27 protein-coding genes are annotated in these 22818 nt (G+C 45.6%); 1 reads left to right on the forward strand and 26 read right to left on the reverse strand.

The window, feature by feature from the left end; genetic code table 11:
- Positions 1–8: 8 nt before the first annotated feature.
- The 26 genes from MHB43_RS20665 to MHB43_RS20790 all read right to left on the reverse strand — a co-directional run bounded on the left by MHB43_RS20665 (position 9) and on the right by MHB43_RS20790 (position 21797).
- Positions 9–872, reverse strand: coding sequence for a heptaprenyl diphosphate synthase component 1 (locus tag MHB43_RS20665; RefSeq protein ID WP_405117904.1), 864 nt, complete (start codon positions 870–872; stop codon positions 9–11).
- A gap of 101 nt (positions 873–973) precedes the next feature.
- Entirely contained in the window at positions 974–1525 is a 552-nt protein-coding gene (locus tag MHB43_RS20670; protein WP_405117905.1) for a hypothetical protein, read from the reverse strand.
- 121 nt (positions 1526–1646) lie between these two features.
- Positions 1647–1868, reverse strand: a complete 222-nt coding sequence (gene mtrB, locus MHB43_RS20675; protein WP_017687697.1) for a trp RNA-binding attenuation protein MtrB — start codon at positions 1866–1868, stop codon at positions 1647–1649.
- 286 nt (positions 1869–2154) lie between these two features.
- Complete coding sequence (locus MHB43_RS20680; protein ID WP_024630670.1) at positions 2155–2427, reverse strand: HU family DNA-binding protein; 273 nt, start codon at positions 2425–2427, stop codon at positions 2155–2157.
- Positions 2428–2644: 217 nt separating this feature from the next.
- Positions 2645–3631, reverse strand: coding sequence for an ABC transporter permease (locus MHB43_RS20685; RefSeq protein ID WP_405117906.1), 987 nt, complete (start codon positions 3629–3631; stop codon positions 2645–2647).
- The gene (locus MHB43_RS20690; RefSeq protein WP_237174698.1) at positions 3628–5145 is read right to left on the reverse strand and encodes a sugar ABC transporter ATP-binding protein; all 1518 of its coding nucleotides are present in this window, start codon (positions 5143–5145) and stop codon (positions 3628–3630) included. The genes MHB43_RS20685 and MHB43_RS20690 overlap by 4 nt, the downstream gene beginning before the upstream one ends.
- A 114-nt stretch (positions 5146–5259) precedes the next feature.
- On the reverse strand, positions 5260–6357 hold the full coding sequence (locus MHB43_RS20695) for a sugar ABC transporter substrate-binding protein (RefSeq protein WP_036672016.1): 1098 nt from the start codon (positions 6355–6357) through the stop codon (positions 5260–5262).
- Positions 6358–6574: 217 nt separating this feature from the next.
- Positions 6575–8053, reverse strand: coding sequence for a stage IV sporulation protein A (spoIVA, locus tag MHB43_RS20700; RefSeq protein ID WP_017687692.1), 1479 nt, complete (start codon positions 8051–8053; stop codon positions 6575–6577).
- Between the two features lie 460 nt (positions 8054–8513).
- Positions 8514–9287, reverse strand: a complete 774-nt coding sequence (locus MHB43_RS20705) for a hypothetical protein (protein ID WP_405117907.1) — start codon at positions 9285–9287, stop codon at positions 8514–8516.
- Between the two features lie 46 nt (positions 9288–9333).
- On the reverse strand, positions 9334–9684 hold the full coding sequence (locus tag MHB43_RS20710; protein WP_405132454.1) for a 2Fe-2S iron-sulfur cluster-binding protein: 351 nt from the start codon (positions 9682–9684) through the stop codon (positions 9334–9336).
- Between the two features lie 17 nt (positions 9685–9701).
- Entirely contained in the window at positions 9702–10319 is a 618-nt protein-coding gene (locus MHB43_RS20715; RefSeq protein WP_405117908.1) for a hypothetical protein, read from the reverse strand.
- A gap of 83 nt (positions 10320–10402) precedes the next feature.
- Positions 10403–10582: a DUF2768 family protein gene (locus MHB43_RS20720; RefSeq protein ID WP_017687688.1), complete on the reverse strand. Its 180-nt coding sequence runs from the start codon at positions 10580–10582 to the stop codon at positions 10403–10405.
- A 173-nt stretch (positions 10583–10755) separates the two neighbouring features.
- The gene (locus tag MHB43_RS20725; RefSeq protein ID WP_017687687.1) at positions 10756–11031 is read right to left on the reverse strand and encodes a stage VI sporulation protein F; all 276 of its coding nucleotides are present in this window, start codon (positions 11029–11031) and stop codon (positions 10756–10758) included.
- A 103-nt stretch (positions 11032–11134) separates the two neighbouring features.
- Positions 11135–12175 carry an NAD(P)H-dependent glycerol-3-phosphate dehydrogenase gene (locus MHB43_RS20730; RefSeq protein WP_091018053.1) on the reverse strand — a complete coding sequence of 347 codons (1041 nt, stop codon included), beginning with the start codon at positions 12173–12175 and terminating at the stop codon, positions 11135–11137.
- Positions 12168–12791, reverse strand: coding sequence for a glycerol-3-phosphate 1-O-acyltransferase PlsY (gene plsY, locus MHB43_RS20735; RefSeq protein ID WP_076209908.1), 624 nt, complete (start codon positions 12789–12791; stop codon positions 12168–12170). Before plsY ends, MHB43_RS20730 begins: the two co-directional genes overlap by 8 nt.
- A gap of 11 nt (positions 12792–12802) precedes the next feature.
- Positions 12803–14125: a ribosome biogenesis GTPase Der gene (der, locus tag MHB43_RS20740; protein ID WP_076209907.1), complete on the reverse strand. Its 1323-nt coding sequence runs from the start codon at positions 14123–14125 to the stop codon at positions 12803–12805.
- A 185-nt stretch (positions 14126–14310) separates the two neighbouring features.
- Positions 14311–15525 carry a 30S ribosomal protein S1 gene (gene rpsA, locus MHB43_RS20745; protein ID WP_036607712.1) on the reverse strand — a complete coding sequence of 405 codons (1215 nt, stop codon included), beginning with the start codon at positions 15523–15525 and terminating at the stop codon, positions 14311–14313.
- A gap of 142 nt (positions 15526–15667) precedes the next feature.
- On the reverse strand, positions 15668–16255 hold the full coding sequence (locus MHB43_RS20750) for a 1-acyl-sn-glycerol-3-phosphate acyltransferase (RefSeq protein WP_076209906.1): 588 nt from the start codon (positions 16253–16255) through the stop codon (positions 15668–15670).
- On the reverse strand, positions 16252–16956 hold the full coding sequence (gene cmk, locus MHB43_RS20755; RefSeq protein ID WP_405117909.1) for a (d)CMP kinase: 705 nt from the start codon (positions 16954–16956) through the stop codon (positions 16252–16254). The genes MHB43_RS20750 and cmk overlap by 4 nt, the downstream gene beginning before the upstream one ends.
- A 103-nt stretch (positions 16957–17059) precedes the next feature.
- On the reverse strand, positions 17060–17284 hold the full coding sequence (locus MHB43_RS20760) for a hypothetical protein (protein ID WP_237174691.1): 225 nt from the start codon (positions 17282–17284) through the stop codon (positions 17060–17062).
- Positions 17285–17347: 63 nt separating this feature from the next.
- Positions 17348–18001: a flagellar brake protein gene (locus MHB43_RS20765; protein WP_076209903.1), complete on the reverse strand. Its 654-nt coding sequence runs from the start codon at positions 17999–18001 to the stop codon at positions 17348–17350.
- A gap of 148 nt (positions 18002–18149) precedes the next feature.
- Entirely contained in the window at positions 18150–19496 is a 1347-nt protein-coding gene (gene ypeB, locus MHB43_RS20770; protein ID WP_124116198.1) for a germination protein YpeB, read from the reverse strand.
- Positions 19497–19617: 121 nt separating this feature from the next.
- On the reverse strand, positions 19618–19788 hold the full coding sequence (locus MHB43_RS20775; protein WP_165980215.1) for a hypothetical protein: 171 nt from the start codon (positions 19786–19788) through the stop codon (positions 19618–19620).
- A gap of 114 nt (positions 19789–19902) precedes the next feature.
- Positions 19903–20598: a glutamic-type intramembrane protease PrsW gene (prsW, locus tag MHB43_RS20780; RefSeq protein ID WP_237174690.1), complete on the reverse strand. Its 696-nt coding sequence runs from the start codon at positions 20596–20598 to the stop codon at positions 19903–19905.
- 43 nt (positions 20599–20641) lie between these two features.
- Entirely contained in the window at positions 20642–21256 is a 615-nt protein-coding gene (locus tag MHB43_RS20785) for a genetic competence negative regulator (RefSeq protein WP_339177534.1), read from the reverse strand.
- A 187-nt stretch (positions 21257–21443) separates the two neighbouring features.
- Entirely contained in the window at positions 21444–21797 is a 354-nt protein-coding gene (locus MHB43_RS20790; RefSeq protein WP_221820297.1) for a hypothetical protein, read from the reverse strand.
- Between the two features lie 94 nt (positions 21798–21891).
- On the opposite strand from MHB43_RS20790, the gene MHB43_RS20795 reads away from it, so the two are divergent.
- Positions 21892–22788 (forward strand): polysaccharide deacetylase family protein, encoded by an 897-nt coding sequence (locus tag MHB43_RS20795; RefSeq protein ID WP_405117910.1) that lies wholly within the window; start codon positions 21892–21894, stop codon positions 22786–22788.
- The last annotated feature ends 30 nt before the right edge of the window (positions 22789–22818 follow it).

The raw sequence follows: 22818 nt of genomic DNA on the forward strand, positions 1-22818 counted from the left end.
TCTCCCCCTCAATCTTCCCTTACTGCCGCATGTGAAGGCTGCAAATATGCCAGGTAAGGCTCTAGAATTGCATGTATCTCATACAAACCCATCCGCCCTTCCTCGTCTTGCAACAACAGTTGAATGCGGTGTGTACACTCGCGAAGCTTGTCCAGCAAAACCTCGCCAACCCTATGCTTCAGCACCATAGCGTTCCATGCACGTGCATCCGGTTCAGACTGACGCAACACATTGCGTTCATCGTCATTACCATGCTCGTATATGTGCCAGTATGCATAGCTATGAAGATATTGTTTTGCGTCATTCATCCGCTTCAGTTCTTCCACGATCGTTTCGCAGGAGCTGAATTCAGTCAGCAGGCTGTTCCATAATGACTCTTCGTTATGTTGAATCATGCCTGTAAATGAAAGAAACAGCTGCATCCTCAGCTGTACCGTTTCACGCAAGTATTCATCAGCCGAAACGAGAAGCTTCTTCATCCGTTCATACAGCGTCATCTTGCGTGCGTTCACTCCGGATACAGCACCACTGAGTTTGCCAATCATTTCAATTCTGCCCGCTTGGGCAAGCAATTGATAAAAACGGCTACTTAAATAATCCCCGGCGAGTACATTCAACTGGCGTGAACGCATCTCCTGCTCTCTCCGCTCACCGGAAATGGTATCGATTCGATCATGCGTATCCATGGCCAACTGAACGAGCGAAGTTGCAAGAGCATATAACTCCTGATGCACCTTTTCGTCTGTGCGGCCCACAAATACCTGCAACAGACGTGCCCGGCTATCCGGAAATGATGGGATTTCCGTATGTTGTCGAATCATGTCGTAATCCGTATATTTCTTTGCTAGTTGGGGTACGCGATATGAATTCATTCTCAGCCTCCGAGCCTTAACATTGTTAAACCATTTCTGCACTACAATCTTATATATTATAGCATATGTTGAACGGGCACGCACTGAATCCTGCTATTCTATTACCCCTGACTTGTCATTTCGAATTGCTTCTTCCAGAGTTCGGTCTCCATCAAATGAAACCAGTCCTTCAATTCATCTGAAAAGGCCGCACTTTTCCAGTTCCGTAATGTTTCAATCGCATACAGAGGCCACTCTCCACGCCGAATATCAGCAGCAAGCAACAGATGTCGTTTATGCATCCATTCATCTTCTGCCATCACACGCAGCAGCACCTGATCCACGTTATCCAGGCTCCGAAAGCCCAGATCCGCCACAGCTGCCATGTTCTCATAGATTTCAGTGTAACTTGTACCCGTTCCTTTAACTTTGAGGTCCAGCGTCAAAATGGACTGTTTCCATTCCACTCTTGCAATGGGCGTTGATAGTTGCATGGAACTTAGCACATCAACCAGATTGTCATTCGTTAGCTGAACTGGATGATGTGCTGCAGAGGCAGGCTGTACGTTGTCCCCACCCCATGTACGCATATGTAAGGTTTGTATCGCAACAAGCAGAAAGACCGCCGCAACCGTTGCCAGCATTGAAGCAGTAACAATCATCCGCGGTTTCATATACGCCTCCCTGCCTTTACCTGTTAGTGTAGTCTGTCCGGTAAAAGCTCATACCTCATTGTACAATGAAAAAAAGCAGGCTATGCCTGCAATCTTCATTTGAATATATTCAATCTGTACATTACTCCGATTCAATCTGTCCATGCTTGGTAATCAGCGTGGCTTTGCCCCGGATTTTAATAGCTGAAGTATGGGTGGTAAATTGGGCAAACATCACTTCACCCTTGTCCAATTTCTCGGTGTGGTGAAAACGTGTATCCTGACCTCGGGTTAATCCGATCACCTGGACACCATTTTCCTCTGCCTTAATTACAATATAATCATTGCCGGTTGGATGATCCATCACGCATGTCCCCTTCTTTCGTTCGATAGCGTTAATGATGATAAAGATTGTTTCATTTGTCAACCTGCGCCTTATTCGAATGAACCGTAAGAATCGGCTACCCTCGGGTCATACTACAGTTATACAGCCTCAGAAAGGAGAATCTGGATGAAGTACACCCCTGCCGCACTTACAGACGAGCATATTCATCAGTTAAAAGAGCCGAAAGAATCATCATTAAAGGGCAAAAGAAAAGGCCGTGAACAAGTCACGGTCTTTTTGTCGACATATGGAATATGTAGAAATCTTATTTAATTCCGTCTTTGAGCGCTTTACCTGGTTTGAATGCAGGAATTTTGCTCGCAGGAATTTCGATTTCTTCACCTGTTTGCGGGTTGCGTCCTTTACGTGCAGAGCGCTCGCGAACTTCGAAGTTCCCAAAACCAACCAATTGTACTTTATCTCCGCTTTGAAGAGCCTCAGAGATTGCTTCGAATACGGCATCAACCGCTTTCGTTACATCTTTCTTGGACAATTCAGTCGCTTCAGATACGTGTGTAATCAAGTCTGATTTGTTCATTTGTTTTTCACCTCCTGTATCAATGTCCTGAATGTTATACTGTGTTTCCGTTTTATAGCGAAATATACGTTCATACGCAAAAAATCTACGTACATCTTGAGCGCTGAACACAAATCTCCGCCTGCGGTCAACAGTCATTTTCGGCAGAATGTCGTCTGAAACCACGGGCATTTCAGACGCCGAACAAATTTCATACTAATACAGACAGCCCACAATTTCAAGTCCGGTTGCGGTTTAAGACGTAAAATGTAACCGCCAGGGCAAGCACGAGAACCCCACCTTTTACAATATCATGTGTGAAATACTGTACGTTCATCATCGTTAAACCGTTCACAAGTACACCAATCAGAACCGAACCAGTGAAGGTTCCGATGACATTTGGTTTACCCGCGCCAAACACAGAGAAACCGACAAATACTGCAGCTACGGATTCCATTAACAACGGTGATCCCGCATCAATTTGCCCAGATCCTACTTTGGAAGCATAGATAATACCCCCGATTGCTGCAAACACTCCAGCGGCTACATAGGCGAGTGTACGCACCTTTTTCACCTTGATTCCAGACAACCGTGCAGCTTCCTCATTACCACCGGTAATGTACATCTGGCGACCATATTTCGTATACGTCAAAAAGATATGCACACCTATTACCGCAATAAGTAGCATGATAACCGATATCGGCATACCAAGCCATTTGCCCTGCCCTATTAGCAGGAATGTCGGGTCCATCTCTCCCGCAGCTTTGCTTCCATCAGGGAACTGCATGTGATTGTAAATGGTATATCCCTGTGCATACGTTTTGTGAATACCTCCGATGATGTACATCGTGGCAAGGGTTGCGAGCAAATCCGGAATACGCAATTTTACGATCAGCAAAGCGTTCAGTAAACCAATAACAGCTCCGATAATCAATGGCACGATAATGACGATTGCGAGCGGTTGCTGATACCAGATCATTAATGAAGCCGTAACGACGGTAGTTAATGAGACAGTCGCCCCAACCGAGAGATCAAATCCATCAACAATGAGAGATAACGTAACACCGATCGCTACAAACGTAACGATCGAGATCGAGCCCAAAATATCGGTCAAGTTACTGTACGTAAAGAAATAAGGCAATTTAATGCCGAAAAATGCGATAACACCTATGATGACAATAATCGCCCCGTAACGGAACGCAAAATCCAGTGATTTATCCTTCATGATTGCACCTCTTGTCCACCGCTTGCATAGTATAGCAGCTGTTCTTGGTTAGTCTCGCCTCGTTTGAACTCTTTTACGATAACACCCTCGCACATGACAGCGATTCGGTCGCCAATTCCCATGCCTTCGTCCAGTTCACAGGTGAAATAGATGACACCCTTACCCGCCAAAGCCAGTTCATTGATGATGCGGAAAATGTCGCTTTTCGCCCCAATATCTACGCCTTTGGTTGGCTCATCAAATATAAATACATCCGCATCCGCATTAAGCCATTTACCAATGGCTACCTTCTGCTGATTACCACCACTTAGATATTTCACTTCCTGTTTCACGGACGATGTTTTAATTCCAAGCTGTTTCACCAATGACTCTGCATTTAGTCGTTCCCGCTTGCGGCTTACAAAACCCAATGTGCTAAGACGGCTTAGCAAAGGCAAACTTAAATTCCGTTCCACGTTCTCCTGAATCAGGATTCCTTGTTTACGTCGCTCCTCCGGTACAGAAACAATCCCCAGAGCCGCCGCATCCGCAGGCTGAGACAGGCGGAGATTACGGTTATTAAGCCGGATCTCGCCTCCCTCCAGCCGATCTGCACCAATCAGCAAACGAGAGCTTTCCGTTTTACCCGCGCCTACCAGACCTACCACAGCTAGGACTTCACCTCGGCGTACAGAGAGGTCAACACCTTTGACTTTCACTCCACGACGAAGCCCACGTGCCTCTAACAACAGCTCCCCCACGGGCGCTTCCGTCTTCGGAAACTCTTCTTCGAATGGTTTGCCCAGCATCTGTGTAACCAAATCGTTGATCGTCAGACCCTTTGCTTCACCGGTAAATACATGTTGCCCATCTCTCATAACCGTAACGCGATCACAGTGACCTGTCACTTCCGCAAGACGATGGGTAATGAAAATACAAGCTACGCCCCGATCCTTCAGGAGATGAACAATCCGGAAAAATGCATCCGTCTCTTCCTGGCTCAGCGGTGCGGTAGGTTCATCAAAAATGATGACTTTGGCATCCTGGATCAAAATCCGTGCCAGCAAAATCATCTGTTTTTCTGCAAGTGTCAGATCGGCCACTTTTTGGTGAACGGATATGTCTGCTCCTAATTGCTTCAACGCCTCAACCGCACGCTGTTGCAGTTTTCGTGGACTTTTCCACCAACCCCCGGCAGATGAAGCCAACTGATCCAACATAATGTTCTCCGCAGCCGTCAGCTGTGGCACCAGTGCTGCATCCACTTCCTGATAGACACAGTGAATCCCACTTGCCTTTGCGTCTCCTGGAGAACTTAAATGTAGCGCTTGTCCACTCAACTGAATCGTACCCTGATCCAATGGATAGGCACCGGACAAAATTTTCATTAACGTGCTCTTACCGGCACCATTGGCACCCAACAGCGCATGAATCTCCCCACCTTTTACAGAGAAATCCACATCCTTCAGTGCAGGAATACCTGAAAACTGCTTGTGGATATGTTCCATTTGAAGCAGAATCGGTGCAGTGCTCATGATGTTAACCTCCAATCGTTCCCTTCCGGGAGCATCCCTTTTTTCATCCAGACCACACATATCTTCATTTATGTTTGAAAAAGCGCGCCTTGCGGCGCGCTTCCCATACGCTGCTTATTTAGCAGTAATTCCGTATTCGCTCATCCAGTCCTTGATTCCTTGTGTGCTGCCACCCCAACCTTCAACGAACTCTGACAGCTCCGAAGTGGAGATTTGTTTATCTGGAAGAGCTTCACGTTGAACATAGACCGGGTTAAGAACAACTGCATCTTCCGTCTCGTCCCCGTTCAGTTTTTGATAAGCATAACGTACCTGGACGCGTCCAATATCCGTTGGATCAACAGCAGCAGAAGCAACCCAAGGATTTTTCGGGTCCTGAATCATTTGCAGGTCCTCGTCACTCATATCGATACCATACACTTTGATCTCATCACGTCCAGCTTGTTGAATCGCACGCGCTGCACCTTTGGCGAACTCATCCCATGCAGTCCATACAGCTGTAATCTCACCTTTTGGATATTGCTTGAGAATAGCTTCCATTTTGGCTTGAGTATCCAGCGCCGGGTTCTGTGCAGAACCGAATGTAGCTATTTCCTTGATGTCCGGATTTGCTTTCATGAATTCACCGTATGCGATCTGACGGCGTTCCATCGGTGCGAAACCAGCTACCCATACTTTGACAATATTGCCTTGTCCATTGATATCTTTTTTCATTTGCTCCAGCGTCAGTTCAGCCATCTTCTGATCATCCTGCGACAGGACTGTAGCTCCCGGAACACTAATAGCTGCGTCAAACACGACCACTGGAATATTCTGTTCTACTGCCTTTTTCACGCCTGGCTCTAATAGGGAATCACCGTGATCTGTGAGAATGGCATCGAACTTCTGGTTAATAGCGCTATCAAGCAAGGATACCATCTTTGCTTTGTCATTATCGGCAACAAACGTTGTCAGTTCTCCACCGAATTTTTCGATTTCTTCTTTTACACCCTGTACATATTGCTGCGAGAAAGTACCTGTATTGAATTCCATAATAAGTGCGATCCGTTTGCCACTTAGAGGGCCTGTAACTGCTTCCGTTTTTGGTGTATCATCTGATGCACCCGAAGCCGGAGTGGCTGCCGGTTCTTTCTTGATTCCGCAAGCGGACAACGCCAATGTAAATACTAATAACACACTCAACCATACCCATTTTGTCTCTTTTCTTTTCATCTCTGTATCCCCCTGTCCACTCTCTGTGATCTCGATCACAATAGTTGAATATTAATATAACGGCTAATCCCTAGTATGTAAATGGGTTTTAGCAATTTAAAGCTAAAACTCGCTAAATTTTTTCGAAAGTACTATTCTTCCTATCCATTTCATCCAAAATAAAGAAATCACATAAAAAAGACCGCGAGGGGATGCCCCCTTACGGTCTTTTGATGTTTTACAGAATGATGGCGATCAAGCCGCCCGAACCTTCGTTAATGATTCTTCCCAGCGTCTCTTGCAATTTGTACCTTGCATTATCCGGCATCATGGCAATCTTGCCCTGAATACCTTCTCGCACAATGGAGTGCAGGGAACGACCGAACATGTCTGAATCCCATACCTTGATCGGATCGTTCTCGAAGTCCTGCATCAGGTATCTCACCAGTTCCTCACTCTGCTTCTCTGTGCCGATGATTGGAGCGAACTCCGATTCCACATCAACCCGGATCATGTGAATGGACGGTGCCGTTGCTTTCAGCCGTACGCCAAATTTGGTGCCCTGACGAATGAGCTCAGGTTCATCCAGAGCCATCTCGGCAAGAGATGGAGCAGCAATGCCGTATCCGGTCGTTTTGACCATCTCCAGCGCTTCTGCAAAGCGGTCATATTCTCTCTTCGCATGTGAGAATTCCTGCATCAATTGCAGCAGATGATCCTTACCACGAATCTCGATGCCAACCACTTCTACGAGAATCTGATCATACAGTTCATCCGGCGCATACAGGTCAATTTCGGCTACACCCTGCCCCATATTCATGCCACTCAGACCTGCGCGATCAATGAATTCATATTCCATGAACTGTGCGACAACCCGATCCACGTCACGAAGTCTGCGAATATCCTTGACGGTATCCCGTACGGAATTTTCGTAGTTGCTCCGCAGCCAGTGAGTCTCGTTGAGCACCATAACCCAGCTTGGCAAGTTTACATTCACTTCATGCACAGGGAACTCATAGAGCACTTCACGAAGTACACCCGTCACATCATCTTCCGTCATGGTCGCTGCACTGAGTGTCATCACCGGAATGTCGTATTTGGCAGCAAGCTCACTCCGCAATTGCAGGGCTTCTTCACTGCGAGGACGAGTGGAGTTGATGACCAGGACAAACGGTTTACCCACTTCTTTTAATTCCGCAATGACCCGTTCTTCAGATTCCACATAGGAACTGCGGGCAATTTCGGCGATTGTGCCGTCTGTTGTTACCACAACACCCAGTGTAGAATGCTCCTGAATGACTTTGCGAGTACCAATCTCGGCGGCTTCCTGGAATGGAATTGGTTCCTCGAACCAAGGCGTGGAGATCATGCGTGGACCATTCTCATCCTCGTATCCCTTGGCTCCTTCCACCGCGTAACCTACACAATCCACCAAACGTACATTGACATCCAGCCCTTCGGCCACCTTGATCTGGACTGCGTTATTCGGTACAAATTTTGGCTCGGTTGTCATGATGGTTTTGCCTGCTGCACTTTGTGGAAGTTCATCCACTGCACGGGCACGATCAGCCTCGCTTGCGATGTTAGGCAATACGATCGTTTCCATGAATCGTTTAATAAATGTTGATTTTCCCGTCCGGACTGCGCCGACAACCCCGAGATAAATATCCCCTCCGGTCCGCTCAGCTATGTCCTTAAAAATGTCCACTTTCTCCAATGAAATCCCCTCCCTAAATTACTCCGAAGGAAAAATGCTAAAGAGCATCCGCTTCGTTTTTTCAATCAGAAGACTGAAATCCCTGCAACGGTAGAGCCGCCTTTGTGAGTGCCCGGAAGTCGTCCGCCGCCGAACGTTGCATTCTGATGAAACCGGCGAGAGCGGCGTTAACTCGTACATGCAATTGGACTAGTATCATCTTATGTATCCGTATGCGGCAATATGACGCGTATTTTTGTTTTTTTATCTTATGGTGATGACATTAGGAGAATCCCCCGATCTCGGACTGAGCGTCTTTATTTCAATCTACTTTATGTGATCCGTGAAGCTTTTATGACGGTTATTGCTCATACTGACAAAAGAAAAAAGAGATATCCCTTATTTGGAATATCTCTTTTTTAAACATTGGAGCCATGGTAGTCATACAGTTAGATCATTTAAATTTCAATTCACGCTTATTCTATTGGCTTGCAACCGGTGCATTATTTTGCCAAGCATAGGGAACCGATTTAACGGGTACGAAGTAGGAGTGTTCCAACAGAAAATCGCGAACATCTTCAGTGTCTGCTGGAGACATGTCAGACTTTTCCACTGCCTGCATAATGTCAAAAGCATAATCCACATAGACCTTGCCTTCGTCATCCATCATAAAAGGTAACGCCTGACCTGAATATACACTATTCAGCGTAATGGAAGGAGTACCTGCCTGAGCAGCCTGCTCCATATTCACAACATATAACCCCGGATACAGTTCTTCCCCACTTGGCAGCTTATTGTTATGTACGGACTTATATTGATTAACCATTCGTTGCACATCGTTTACTTTCTGTACGGTCAGAAGGTCCATCACTTTAACGGTCGGATTCACTTCTTCGTCCTGAATAAGGAAGTAAGCGCTCCCACCGCTTTCAAAAGCAGTCCCCGGTATTTCATCCAGATACCCCAGTTGTTTCAACTTGGGCAGATCCACTCTGAACTTTTCATATTTAGGCGTTTCCATATCTGCATTGATGATTGGCAAAATCCCCTCATCTTGCTGGAATGCCTCAACCGCACTCTGGATACGGCTCACGCTTTCCCGATACGCTATCTTAGGGTCCGAATTGCTCTGGGATGGATACATACAACCACTTGCTGTAAAAGCAAACAACAGGAATAACAGCAGACCGCCCGTCTGATGTCTCAGACGCTGCCGTCCGCTTCCTTCCACACATTTTGGCTTGTTCCTAATCATTCGTGTCCTCCTTGAATAACTCATTAGAGAATCCATTTCATAACGCTCAGAACCAGTCATCTTCCTGTTGCTGTCGTTCCAGTTGTTTCCGAACGGCTGCCTTCAGCGGGTCCTCTGGAACATGAACCGATAGAGATCCACACACCTTGGCCTGACAGGACAGTCGTGTACCTGCTTCCAACAGAGAACCCAGCTTGCGCTTTTCTGCATCTGTTGGTGGATACAGTTCCGCCCGATGTTCTTCATCTACGTTCACTTTGCACATCAGGCAAGCCGCTTTACCATCACATCGGGTCGTAATCTGGACTCCAGCACGTCGTGCTGCATGCAGAAGTGTCACCCCTGGTTTGAGCGCTATCGATTTATTCATAGGTAAAAAAGTAACTTTATAGTCCATCATTTTCCTCCCTCAACCTACTGGGGCCATGTAAAGCCAACAAGCTCTTCCACTTCGGCTCTGAAGCGGCTTGTCCATACATTCTGTTGACTTAAAAGCATCATTATAGGTTGATGTGCATCTGGCTGCTCACGCATCTGTGTCGCAATGGGGACATAACGATCTTCACGACCTCGCAGCAGATTAAACAACAGCTCATGCGCAAGCGGCATCAGTCGCAGGGTATATGAACCCACTTGTGCTACTGGTGCATGCGGAGCAAGTACATGTTCAATCTCGATACGGTACCAACTTTTGCGAGCCCATATTTCGAAACCACCAACCAGTTCCAGCGCACATTCACCCACCTGATAGTGGCTCAGCAGAGAAGCATACGGTCCTGTTTTGTCCACTGTAGGCTCGTCAAGCATTTCCCCCGGAGCGCTACGGTGAAGTTCTTTAGCAGCAGCAACATCCGCATAGATATCAATATCTCTCGGAGCCTGTTGCAACTCCACCCCTTGAAGCAGCAACCCACAACTTCCTCCAAGTAACCATGTCTGCGGCTGTGTGTTCCAGGCTTTGGCCGTTTCCAGCAAAGCCGCGTGTAATTCCGGATAACGCTCTGTCCGCCCCTCCGTATCATGCGGCCTCATAGGCTCACACTCCCCTCATCCGTGTTCATTGTGTCAGTTCTTATGATGTGCTTATGCGGATGTTATCTTTCAGGCATGGGAAATCAGGTCAGAGAAGCGATTCCACCGAAAAAGCCAATCAGCATAATCAAAAATGCAATCAGAGAAAGAATCCCTCGTACAATACCTTTTGTTTTGGCACGAGCAAACGTAATCAGGAATACAGATAGTCCCATAATGAGGATGGCCACCAATGACAGCCACATCTTGTCCATTGCGCTCATAATCCAGCAGTCTCCCCTTCAGTCCGATATTCATCACTGACACTGTGACAATTGCAACCATTATAACATGAAATTCAGCTCAACTTTCCAAAAAAAAGACAAAAAAGCAAGCCGGCAGAAGCCGACTCGTCTTTTTGTCTTACTGGATCACCTGCACAAGCAGGTGTGATCTATTATTTTTTCATCATCATTTTCATTAACGATTCCATACTGCTCGGATTCAATCCGCTTTTCTTGACCGCACTCACAATATCCTTAACTGTATCCTCAGATACCGGAACTTTCGCCATGGCGGATACTTGTTTGATCAATTGGCGCAACTGAGCTTCATTCTGAATCGTCGTTGGTTTCACCGTGCTCGCCAATTTCTTAACGGCACCTTCCGTTATCGTTTTACCCGTTTTCTTGTTGATTGCATTCAGTGCATCTTTGGAAATGTTGTTACCCATTCGTCTCCCCTCCTCCGGCAATACTCATGTGTATAGTATGAGTCTGCTACAGAAAAGGTGAATAAGCTTCTTATTTCACAAGGTACGTTTAGGCTGATTACAATCAGGAATGCCACTGCTCCCAGGTTTCAAGCTTCATGACTTCCATTTCAGTCTTCGGGTCACGCCCCATCAAGGCTTCAACCGCATCACGCGGCTGTCTCTCCTGGAATAAAACGTGATATAACTGATCCGCAATTGGCATTTGTACACCGTATTTTTGTGAGATGAAATAGGCAGCTTGCGTAGTTCGAATGCCTTCTACCACCATGCCCATGGACTTCAGTACATCATCCAGCTTCTGTCCCTGGCCCAACATGGAACCTGCTCTCCAGTTCCGACTGTGCTGACTTGTAGCCGTTACAACCAGATCCCCGATTCCGGCAAGTCCCGAAAACGTTAGCGGATTTGCTCCCATCTCAACACCAATACGTGTGATTTCTGCAAGACCACGTGTTAGCAAAGCGGCTTTGGCATTATCACCAAATTGCAGACCATCGGACATGCCTGCACCAAGAGCAATGATATTTTTGAATGCGCCTGCAAGCTCAACACCAATCATGTCCCGATTCGTGTAAACCCGGAAATAGGCATTCATAAACAAAGCTTGGGCAGACTCGGCAGATGACTTATCCAGTGAAGCTACAACCACTGTCGTTGGACAACGCTTCACCACTTCTTCCGCATGGCTTGGGCCAGAAAGAACAACAACACGTCCTTCTTCACATTCAAGCTCTTCTGAAATGACTGTGGACATCCGTTTGAGGCTTTCTGTCTCGAAACCTTTGGTTGCATGAATGACTAACATCTCAGGCTTGTAATAAGCCTTAAGCTGGTTCGTAACTGCACGCATGGCTGATGAAGGCGCAACAATTAACACAGCTATAGCGCCTTCCACCGCAGCTTCCATATCAGTTGTTGCTTGAATTCGTGGTGAAAGCTCCGCATCCGGAAGATAGCGAGTATTGGTGTGTTTGTTATTGATTTCGTTAGCCTGGTCTTCACCACGTGTCCACATCATCACGTCCAACTGATTGGCGGCGAGTACACTGGCCAGAGCTGTCCCCCAGCTTCCAGCGACCAGAACAGCAACTTTTTTAGACAACTCGTTTACCCCCTCCAGGGTTTTTCGATCCCAATTTATTTTCCTGTCCTTTGGCGAGCTTCGCAATATTGGTACGATGTCTCCAGAACGCAAACAGACAAATAATCAGACTCCCCCAGAAGATATTCATTGAATATCCGGGTAATACCAGGATAAAGATGGGTGTAAATGCTACAAAAATCAGAGACCCCAATGAAACATAGCGTGTCAATACAATAGACAGAATGGCGATCACCCCAGCACATAACGCAGGTAGGAAAGCAAGACTCACCAGAACACCAATGGCTGTGGCAATGCCTTTTCCTCCACGAAAATGGAAGTAAAGCGGCCAGTTATGTCCTGCAATGGCTGCTATACCACTGAGTGCAGGAATCCAGGCAGAACCGTCACTCAGCCAGATTCCAATCCATACAGCTGCAACACCTTTAAGTACGTCAAGTAACAGAACAGCAATTGCCGGTCCTTTACCCAAAATACGCAATGTATTGGTAGCTCCCGCGTTTCCGCTTCCGTGCTGACGAATATCGATCCCCCGTATCGCTTTGGCAAGGAGGACACTAAAGCTGATCGAACCGAGCAGATAACTCAGTACAATCGCTGCGATTTGTAAAATCACACACTTCTCCCCTAACTTTCGTCGGACTTCTTCCGAGTAAATATGCGAATTGGTGTTCCTTCGAAATCAAACGCTGCACGGATTTTATTCTCCAGATAGCGCTCATATGAGAAGTGCATCAACTCAGGATCGTTCACAAAAATAACCATGGTCGGCGGTTTAACTGCAACCTGAGTCACATAGTTAATTCTCATTCTCCGTCCTTTATCTGTTGGCGGAGGATTAATGGCAACCGCATCAGACACCACATCGTTAAGCAGATGTGTCTGCACACGTAACGAGTGTTGCTCTGCTACACGTTGCACAACCGGCAACAGTTTTTGTAAGCGTTGTTTTGTGAGAGCCGACAAAAATACGACCGGAGCATAAGTCATAAACAGGAAGTGATCCCGAATTTTTCTCTCAAACTCTTTCATCGTCTTGTCATGCTTCTCTACCACGTCCCATTTGTTCACAACAAACAATGACGCTTTACCCGCTTCGAATGCATATCCTGCAATATGCTTGTCCTGTTCAATAATGCCTTCTTCACCATTAATGACAATCAGAACAACATCTGCACGCTCAATCGCACGCATCGCACGCATTACACTGTATTTCTCAGTTGTTTCATATACTTTACCACGCTTACGCATACCTGCTGTATCAATCAGCACGTAACGTTGGCCGTCTTTTTCAAAAGGTGTATCAATTGCATCCCGGGTCGTTCCAGCCACGTCACTTACAATGACACGCTCTTCACCCAGAATAGCGTTCACCAGTGAAGATTTACCCACATTAGGACGTCCGATCAGAGCTACACGAATAACATCTTCATCGTAAGTCTCTTCCTCGAGTTCTGGCAACTTCTCCACAATTGCATCAAGCAAATCACCTACACCTGTACCATGACTTCCGGATACGCCGATGGGATCACCGAAACCAAATCCATAAAACTCATAAATGAGCTCACTTCGTCCGATATTATCCACTTTGTTAACGGCTACAACAATAGGCTTGCCTGAGCGGTAGAGCATCTCTGCTACCTCTTCATCCGATTGCGTAATACCTGCTTTTGCATCACACATGAATACAATAACATCCGCTTCTTCAATAGCCAGCTCTGCTTGCATCCGAATCGATTTTAAGATTACATCTTCACCATCAATTTCGATACCACCTGTATCAATGATACTAAATGGTTTACCGTTCCATTCACCGATTCCATATATGCGGTCACGGGTAATGCCCGGCTTGTCTTCCACAATGGCCAGTCTGTCGCCGATGATCCGATTGAAAATGGTGGATTTACCCACGTTCGGTCGTCCGACAATTGCCACAACGGGTCTTGCCATACATTCCACTCCTCCTGTCCATACTTACGATACTCATCATAGCAAAAAAGATATGTCTTGGCTAACGTTTCATGCCAAATTACTCGCAATAAAAACAATCGGCGAACCCGCCTTGGGCTCGCCGATCTTGCTTTTGTTATTCAGCAAAATATGCAGTATATAACTTAGAACCATGCATTGTTAACTTATTTGAATTTGCTGAGTTTGTCTCCAAACAGTTCGCCAAGCGTAGTGCTCATACCTTGATTGTTCAAGGAAACGTTTGGATTGTTAATTTCTTCACGCGGAGCGTTGTTTCTTGAAGGTCTTTCTGATTTTTGTGGTTGAGCTGGAGCTTCTTCTGTTTCTTTGATGCTCAAGCTTACACGTTGCTCAGAAGGGTTCATGTCCAAGATTTTAACCTGAACTTCCTGTCCTTCTTTCAGCACTTCATGAGGAGTGCCGATGTGTTTGTGAGAGATTTGCGAGATATGCACAAGTCCTTCAACACCAGGAGCGATTTCAACAAATGCACCGAAGTCTACCAGACGTTTTACAACACCTGTTACGATATCGCTGGAATTGAATTTTTCGCTTGCTGTTTCCCAAGGACCTGGTTGAACAGCTTTCATGCTCAGGCTGATTTTGCCTTTTTCAGGGTCAACTTTCAGCACTTTCACACTAACTTTATCACCTTCAGACAGTACATCGGATGGTTTTTCAACGTGTGTCCAAGCCAGCTCGGATACGTGAACCAAACCGTCAACTCCGCCCACATCAACGAATGCACCGAATTGAGTCAAACGTTGTACTGTACCTTCGATTACTTGACCTTCTTGCAAACCAGCCATTACTGTAGCTTTGTTTGCTTCGAATTCTTGCTCCAGTACGTCTTTTTGGGAAAGGATCACTTTGTTGTTCTCACGGTCGATCTCTTTCACTTTAACACGCAGTGTGCGTCCTTTGTAGTCGCTGAAGTCTTCAACGAAATGGCGTTCAACCATGGAAGCCGGGATAAATCCACGTACGCCCACGTCTGCTACCAGACCGCCTTTAACAACATCACCTACAACAACTTCGAATACGTCTTGGTCTTCAAAATGCTTTTGCAATTGATCCCATGCGTTTTCGCTGTCGATTGCACGTTTGGACAGAACGAGTTTTTCTTTCTCGTCGTCGATGCTAAGAACTTTAGCTTCAACTTCTTGTCCAACTTCTACTGCGTCAGACGCGCTGTCAACATGTAATGAAGACAGTTCACGAATTGGAATGACACCGTCATATTTATATCCAATGCTCACATAGGCTTGGTTATCTTCCAATTTGACGATGGTTCCTTTTACGGTATCTCCTTTTTTCAAGGAAACGAATTGATCCAACTCATCTTGGGTTGCTTCTTGATTTTTCATTTCTTCCGACATGTCAAATACCCTCCTCAATTCAAAAACCCCATTATATTCAAACCTGCCTGTAGCAGAGTTCAAAACACTTTCATCACTGAGTGCTCAAACTTTAGTCTCCCTCAAAAATATGGAAACATGCACTCAGCTACTGACGAAGCCATTACTTGCTTGGCACGCCCGTTTGCACCATTTCGTTAATCTTGGACATAATCTTTTCAGTCGCCTTCTCCAGAGCTTCTCCAGATGGGTCTTCCTTGAACTCGTCCAAACTTACTGGTGCTCCATATACAACTTTCATCTTACGAAAAACTTTGTAGTTACCGATAATAGCAGTAGGAATAACTGTAGCGCCACTGCGGAGAGCAAAACTCGCTGCCCCTTTTTTGCCGATACCTCCATCATTGTGACGGCTTCCCGAGGGGAAGATTCCAAGCACTTGACCATCACGCAAAATGTTGAGTGAGGTTTTGATGGATTCCTTGCTGACACCTCCACGTTTAACGGGGAAAGCACCCACGGCTTTAATAATTCGGCCGAGTACCGGAATGTCAAACAATTCGCTTTTGGCCATGAAACGCACCTGACGGCGAATTTTGATACCAACGGTTGGAGGATCGAAGTTACTAATATGATTGGAACATAAAAGTACGCCGCCTTCTTTCGGAATATTCTCCCGTCCAACGGCCTCCAAGCGGAAAAGAATGGTATAAATGATCCGCAGTAATGTGCTGCAAAATGTGTAAATCATAGACCGATCTCTCCTCTGACCATTGTGCAATAAGATACGATTTTGTCAACCACTTCATGAATGTTCATCTCCGTTGTATCAAGGACGATAGCATCCTCAGCACAACGCAATGGGGAAATTTCCCGATTCTCATCCAATCTGTCACGGGTGGCAATGTCTCGCTCCAGCTGTTGCAACGTCAGTCCATCAGAGGGGTCCAGTTCTTTGAAGCGGCGAAGCGCACGCTCTTCGACACTGGCAGTCATAAAGATTTTCACTTCCGCATCGGGCAGTACTGTCGTTCCGATATCGCGTCCATCCATGACGACGCCCTTGCGCAAAGCCATTTGCCGCTGAGTATCCACTAATTGCGTACGCAGCCCCTCGATTTGCGCATATCGGGACACGATTCCCGTCACTTCACGGGAGCGGATTTCCGAGGTTACTTCTTCCCCATTACAGAACACTTTCTGTCCGTCGGGATCCGGTTGTAAATCAATGACCAGCTTTTGGGCTTCCTGAAGTACCTGTACCACTTCTTCCGGCGCAATATCTTTCCGAAGCATGTGCAAGGTAACCGCACGGTACATTGCGCCTGTATCGACGTATACATACGCGAGCGCCTCTGCAACCAATCGAGCCACCGTGCTTTTCCCGGCACCGGCAGGTCCGTCAATTGCAACGTTCATTTTCCCGTTCTCTGATGTGTTCTGGCTTGCCAACGGGGCATTCCTCCTCAAACGATAAACCTCAATAAAAAAACAGGCATTGCCTGCATCGTGAAAATTATACCACACTCTACACATGGATGCAAAAACAGACAAATCAACGACGTTTGTAATCATTCACCGTTTGCACTTCAATTGGCGTTCCTTCCAGGCGGTCAATGGTGGTCAAATTCTTTTTGAAGCCTGGTACCAACAGCAGTAATTGATATACCACAAGCAGGATTAGAAGGGCTGTAATCAGAATCGTAACCTTTCGTTCCATTCGCCTGGAGAAAACATAATAAAGTCGTTCATATCTGCGGGTTGCATGACGATGATTCAAGGCAATACCTCCGTTTTTTTCATTACGGTACCCGCAGTTCCCTCTTCTTATGCCACAACATTCCTATTTCGTGCGATAGTCAAGTTGCCGTTCAAAACAAAACTTGATAATTTTTTGGCGCTCCGAATCTGAAATCTGCACAAACTTCAGCATGCATAGCTGTCTGCCGGTTTCCAGAGTTTTGATCCGCACAACTTCAGCTTCAAAATTCACATGTTCAATGGTTGAATTCCGGTAGGGAACCAGCAACCAGCATTTCAATTTTTGACCTTCAGCTATTGAAAACCCTGTTTCGCCGTAGATGGACAATCCACCGCCACCAATATCTTCAGTCAATCCGACGGCACGGGTCAGATCTTCACTCTGGATGGCCAGTTCGAGATTTGCGTGAACACGAAGAAAGCTGCGCCGTTGTATTTTGGATATATCGCTCGGAAGCGGTTTGCGGATACGGACAAGACGGACCACATCTTCCTCAAATCCCGTGACATAGGTATTAAAATAATGCCGGACTCCATCCTCCGTAATATATGAAATCGACAATTCCTCTCCGAAAAAGAGCCTTTTCAGACGGCTGCTTCCTTGTTGCATCGGGACCTCAATCAGAAAACTGGTGTCATCCATATCTGCAATGCGTGATTTGTATTCTTTGTGTTCCTCTTTTTCATCTGCAGAAGCAATCTGGATGTATAAAATTTCATTTATTTTAGGAAACAAGCTGTTCACCGCCACTTTATGTATTTATCTTCGTATGTACGAGGACTATTATACCATGACCTTTCTCACATTGAACAAGAAAAAAACAGACCACATCGTGGTCTGCCGCAGTTATTCGCTCAGCTTAAAATTCAGATTATCCATCTTTTTATGAGGTTGCATTGACCGGTTTGATCTCTTCAACCGCTTCTTCCATTCCTGTATTTGCATTAATGTATATCCGGTAACGAGAACCGTTAATTTTCCCTCCGAATTCATAACACAATACTTCTTTGCTGTAATCATTCTCAATCAGGGATTTGCGAACATAATTTTCTTCGAACTCCGAGTTAAGCTTTTTCCGCGCCTGTTGCTCCGTAAGAGTTGCTTTCGGAATTTTGCGCTTGTCATTATGTTCGTAGACAAAGTCACTCGCCTGGAAGCCGGTTACTTCACCTGTATCCAAACCTACACGAACTGACATTTTCTCAGGATAGATCAAAGTGTCTCCTTGCTTACGTACATAAGTAAGGTTACCCAGATTACCATATTCATCGTAGTTTACGGCCTTCATATCCTTATAACCTTTGTTCATTAGGAATTGATCTGCTTTAGCCATTGCATTCTGACGAGACACTTTTTTGGTTCCGATTGGACGCGTATCACTGTAAGAGATCAGCATTCCGCCATTACGGGTGAAATCCATCATCAGTTTGCCATTGTTGGCATGATCAATCGTGGCAGTGTAGGACTCCCAGTCTGTTCCTTTGCCGTTCTCCTGTACTTGGATTTTGCTACGATCCGCATCAGAAAATTTTGCAGCCTTGCTCTGGATCTGTTCTTTGGTCACCGGCAAACCGCCCAGTTTCTTTACTGATCGTTTTGCATAGATATTGGATACGGAAGGACCCCAATCAAGCTCCGGGTATTCCTGTACCTTTTTGTTCACAGTACGAAAACCATCAACGATCGTGTTGTCCATTGTTTGCTCTTGCGTTGCCATGGCAGTCTCTGCATCCATCCAGCGCAATCGGTCCGTCAAGACTTTCTGCTGCACATCCTGCAGATTCTTGGTAATCTCGGATGAATTCTGATACAGCTTCTTCAGGTTGCCCATTTCCTTCTCACTTAGCGGTTCGTTCGTCAAGTCCCGCATCGACGCCCGATAGGCAAAGTTGGAAATACGTGAGAGAAACTCCTCTGTCTCGTTAAATGGCAGCATGGTGAGTGGCAGTTGGTTGATCTCATTCTGCGCTTCACTGGTGAGTCGCCATACATTCATCAAACCTTTGCGATGCATCCCCTGTGATGTAGAGTGAACCGCCAAGGTGTTACCAATCTCCGAATGCAATTTGTCCATATGAAAAGATAAATCGTGAAAGGCACGCTGATATTGGTTCTCTGCCTTGATCAGAATTGCATTCTTCTCCTGATTCTCCTGATAACCCCACACGAGCGCACCGACCAGCAGAACCGCAAATATCGGAAACATAACTGAACTTAAACGTTTATACATCCGTAGAGTCTCCTTTCTTCTAAACCACTACCTCTATTGTGGATCGAAGAAAGATCTCTTATGCATGCGATTTCCAGTCCTCACACAAGCAGGCTACTAAAGTCCCTTTTGGGTCCTCCTTTTAATTCAGCTGAATCCCAGTTGCCATGCCCTCTTCTTCAATTTCGAACTGGTCTCTGTTATCACATAGGCACTGCTTGAATCCCGTCTCAATTCGGCCCCGCTCTTTCTTGCCTCGTAATGTAAATCGTTCACCGCATTGTTTGCATCTGATTTTAATTTTAATTCTCATCACAACGATCTCCGTTTCTGTTGGTCATTCCCCGGGAGTTTATCTGTAAAAATAAAAACACACCGGAGCCATAGGCGCAATATGCGCTTTATGTCCACCAGTGTGTCCGTATTTTTATAATTTAACCTCTTCCTCCCGCTTCACAAAACGAAAAGGAGAACGGTTATTAGCTCGTGTGATTTTACCCATTGCCCCATACCACAGGCCCGCCATTAGCGGCGCTATAAACCACAACCAATGATTAACCATGGTGTTCATGATGACATCGTACAATGCATGCCAGAAAAAAGGTAAAACCAGAGAAAGAACCAGGTACCACCGCTTTTTCTTACCACCGATAAACTTGGCTTTACCCATATAATAACCCATGATTACCGCAAACATAGCGTGCCCTGAAACAGGGAGCAGTGCCCGAAGGAACATGGCTGAGACGGATGCATTCCCCGCAAAGGCATACAACACATTCTCAACAGTGGCAAATCCAAGTGAAACAGCGACTGCATATAAGATCCCGTCATACGGCTCATCAAATTCGGTGTGATTATAGATGATATGATAAAGTACGAACCATTTAACGAATTCCTCCACACCACCTGAGATCATAATGGCCTCAAGATAAGGATTATCCCCGAGCCATATCATCATGCCACGCTGAATAATCATCACAGGCAGTACCATCAGAATTCCCATGAGGAAAACCCGCAATACCATATGAAGTGGCTCATAATCATAACGGTCTTTCAGGTAAAAGTATGTTAACAAGGCGAGACCCGGAGCAACTGCTGCCGCTAAGACCGAAAACAAAAGCACCGAAATTCCCTCCTCTGACTAAAGACGCGATTACAACTAGAGATTAATCCTGGCGTTTGAAGTGGGTGCAGATAACATCAATCGCTTGTGCAGGAATAACAACCTTACCATACTCTTCCATAACTGCTGGAGTAACTGAGGAGCCTTCGCCAAACTCAGCAAGCAAGGCAATCAATGCCGCATGTTTGGTGGTATCTACCTCATCTGGCTCCAAATGCAAGAACCACTTGTCTTTATAAGAATAAAGTCTCCCAGCATCCGTAACATGCTGACGCAACATATGTGCAGCTTCAATGAGCACTTCAAAGTCCTTGAATGCATAAACGATGGAATCGCTTTGCTCGAGTGTAACTTCCATTTCATATACTTCTTCAGGAAGATCATCTTCATGACCTGAACCATATTGTTGCGGATCATATTTTCCTCGTGTGACAATGACAACCATCCCTTGAGCGGGAAGTGCGAATACTTCGACAGCGAGTGGACCTGTGGCATCAAATCCAAGTTCGGAATAGGCCTGATCCATCATTTCAGTGAACAGTTCATGAACCTTAGGTATTTCCTGCCACATATCTTCTTTTTGTATTCCGCGCTCGCTCAGATCGTCAAAGGTCAGGAAAATCCGTATCTTATCGTGACTTAGTCGTTCTATTTTCATACAGGATCTCCCCTTTATAAGCAAGTCTTATAACAGATTATGAAGCACAAAACAATATGTGCTGAAAATAAATCTATGTAGTTATGTTATCATTTTATACCTCTAAATGCACGAAGTAAAATCGACAAAAAAAGAATCATTCCACAGCCAATCTAGACTGTGGATGATTCTAATTGGAGGTTTTGGTTTATAAACCCGGTACTGTTGTGTTTGTTTGACTTAAAATTTGCTCAACTTCATGCTTCACATCCGGATTGGTGCGAATAAAATCTTTGAGCATGCTCATATTCGCTTCTTTTTCCTGCGGTGTGATTGCTCTTGCGGTCTTTGCTGCCGGATTTTTGTGGGATTCACCATGTTGATTTTGCTTGCTTGTGAACCCGTCCATACCCGGGAAAGTCATTTCCATCATCTTATGTTTTGCCTGATCCATCATGTTACGTGATGAACCCGATGACATCATGGGCAATCTGCCTTTGGACAGCCATGAACTGGCTGCAACACCAATGACAATGCCCCAAAAAAAGGATGACGTCTTCATTACACCAACCTCCTTCAAGTGTTAAAATCATATTTAGTGTTTGCGGTAGTGAGCGATCTCATTCCGTATAAATACAGGAAAGTGAGTTGAAATCATGTTCAGACATACAGCCGCATTGATCATTGCTGCAAGTTTGCTGCTGTCAGCTTGTGGGACAGTGGAAGAAAAATCATCTGATAATTCCGCACCAGCGGGCGAATCAACTACCACGGTTCAAGAAGAGCAAGGTAACTCTAACCCATCTGAAACAGGAAAACCCGGAACTGTTGTACCCGAGCCTTCAACGGAAGATTCAACTGCGACTGAAGAAAAACCTGAATCTTCGGAGAAGGTTTCTACAGAAGAGAAAGTGGATAAAACGTATCATATGAATGAAAATTATTATATTAAACCAAACGATGAAGCGAGCCCAAACAAGGTCGTCTTGTTAACTTTTGATGATGGACCCAAAGAAGAAAAAATGATTACTTCACTGATCGACACTTTAGATAAACATAACGCTAAAGCGATATTTTTCGTCAATGGATATCGGGTGAAAAGCCATCCGGAATTGCTCAAACTCATACATGAACGGGGTCAGATTGTAGGCAATCATGCCTGGGATCATGAGGATCTCAAAAAAATGTCCAACGCTGAGGCGGCAAAACAGGTTACAGATGTCCAAAAAATAGTGAAGGATACCATTGGTGTGGAACCGCAATTCTTCCGTCCACCTTTTGGTTCGGGAAATGATGCACTGAAGGCTGCTGTGAAGAAAAATGGCATGTTATATATGACTTGGTCTAATGGTTCGCTCGATTGGGATAAAAGCACCAAAGACAAACCGGAAAAAGTCATCCAAAATGTACTAGACCAGTTAAATCCCGGAAGCAATATTTTGATGCATGAGTTGCCCTGGACGGTTGAAGCATTGGATGAGTTGCTGACCAAGCTCGAGAAGAAAGGTTATTCCTTTGTTGATCCGCGTGCAATTGAATTGGAAGCTCGTTAAATTGTAATTTTGCGCATTAAAATAAAACAG

The sequence above is a fragment of the Paenibacillus sp. FSL H8-0317 genome (genome assembly GCF_045040685.1).
Classification (GTDB): Bacteria; Bacillota; Bacilli; order Paenibacillales; family Paenibacillaceae; genus Paenibacillus.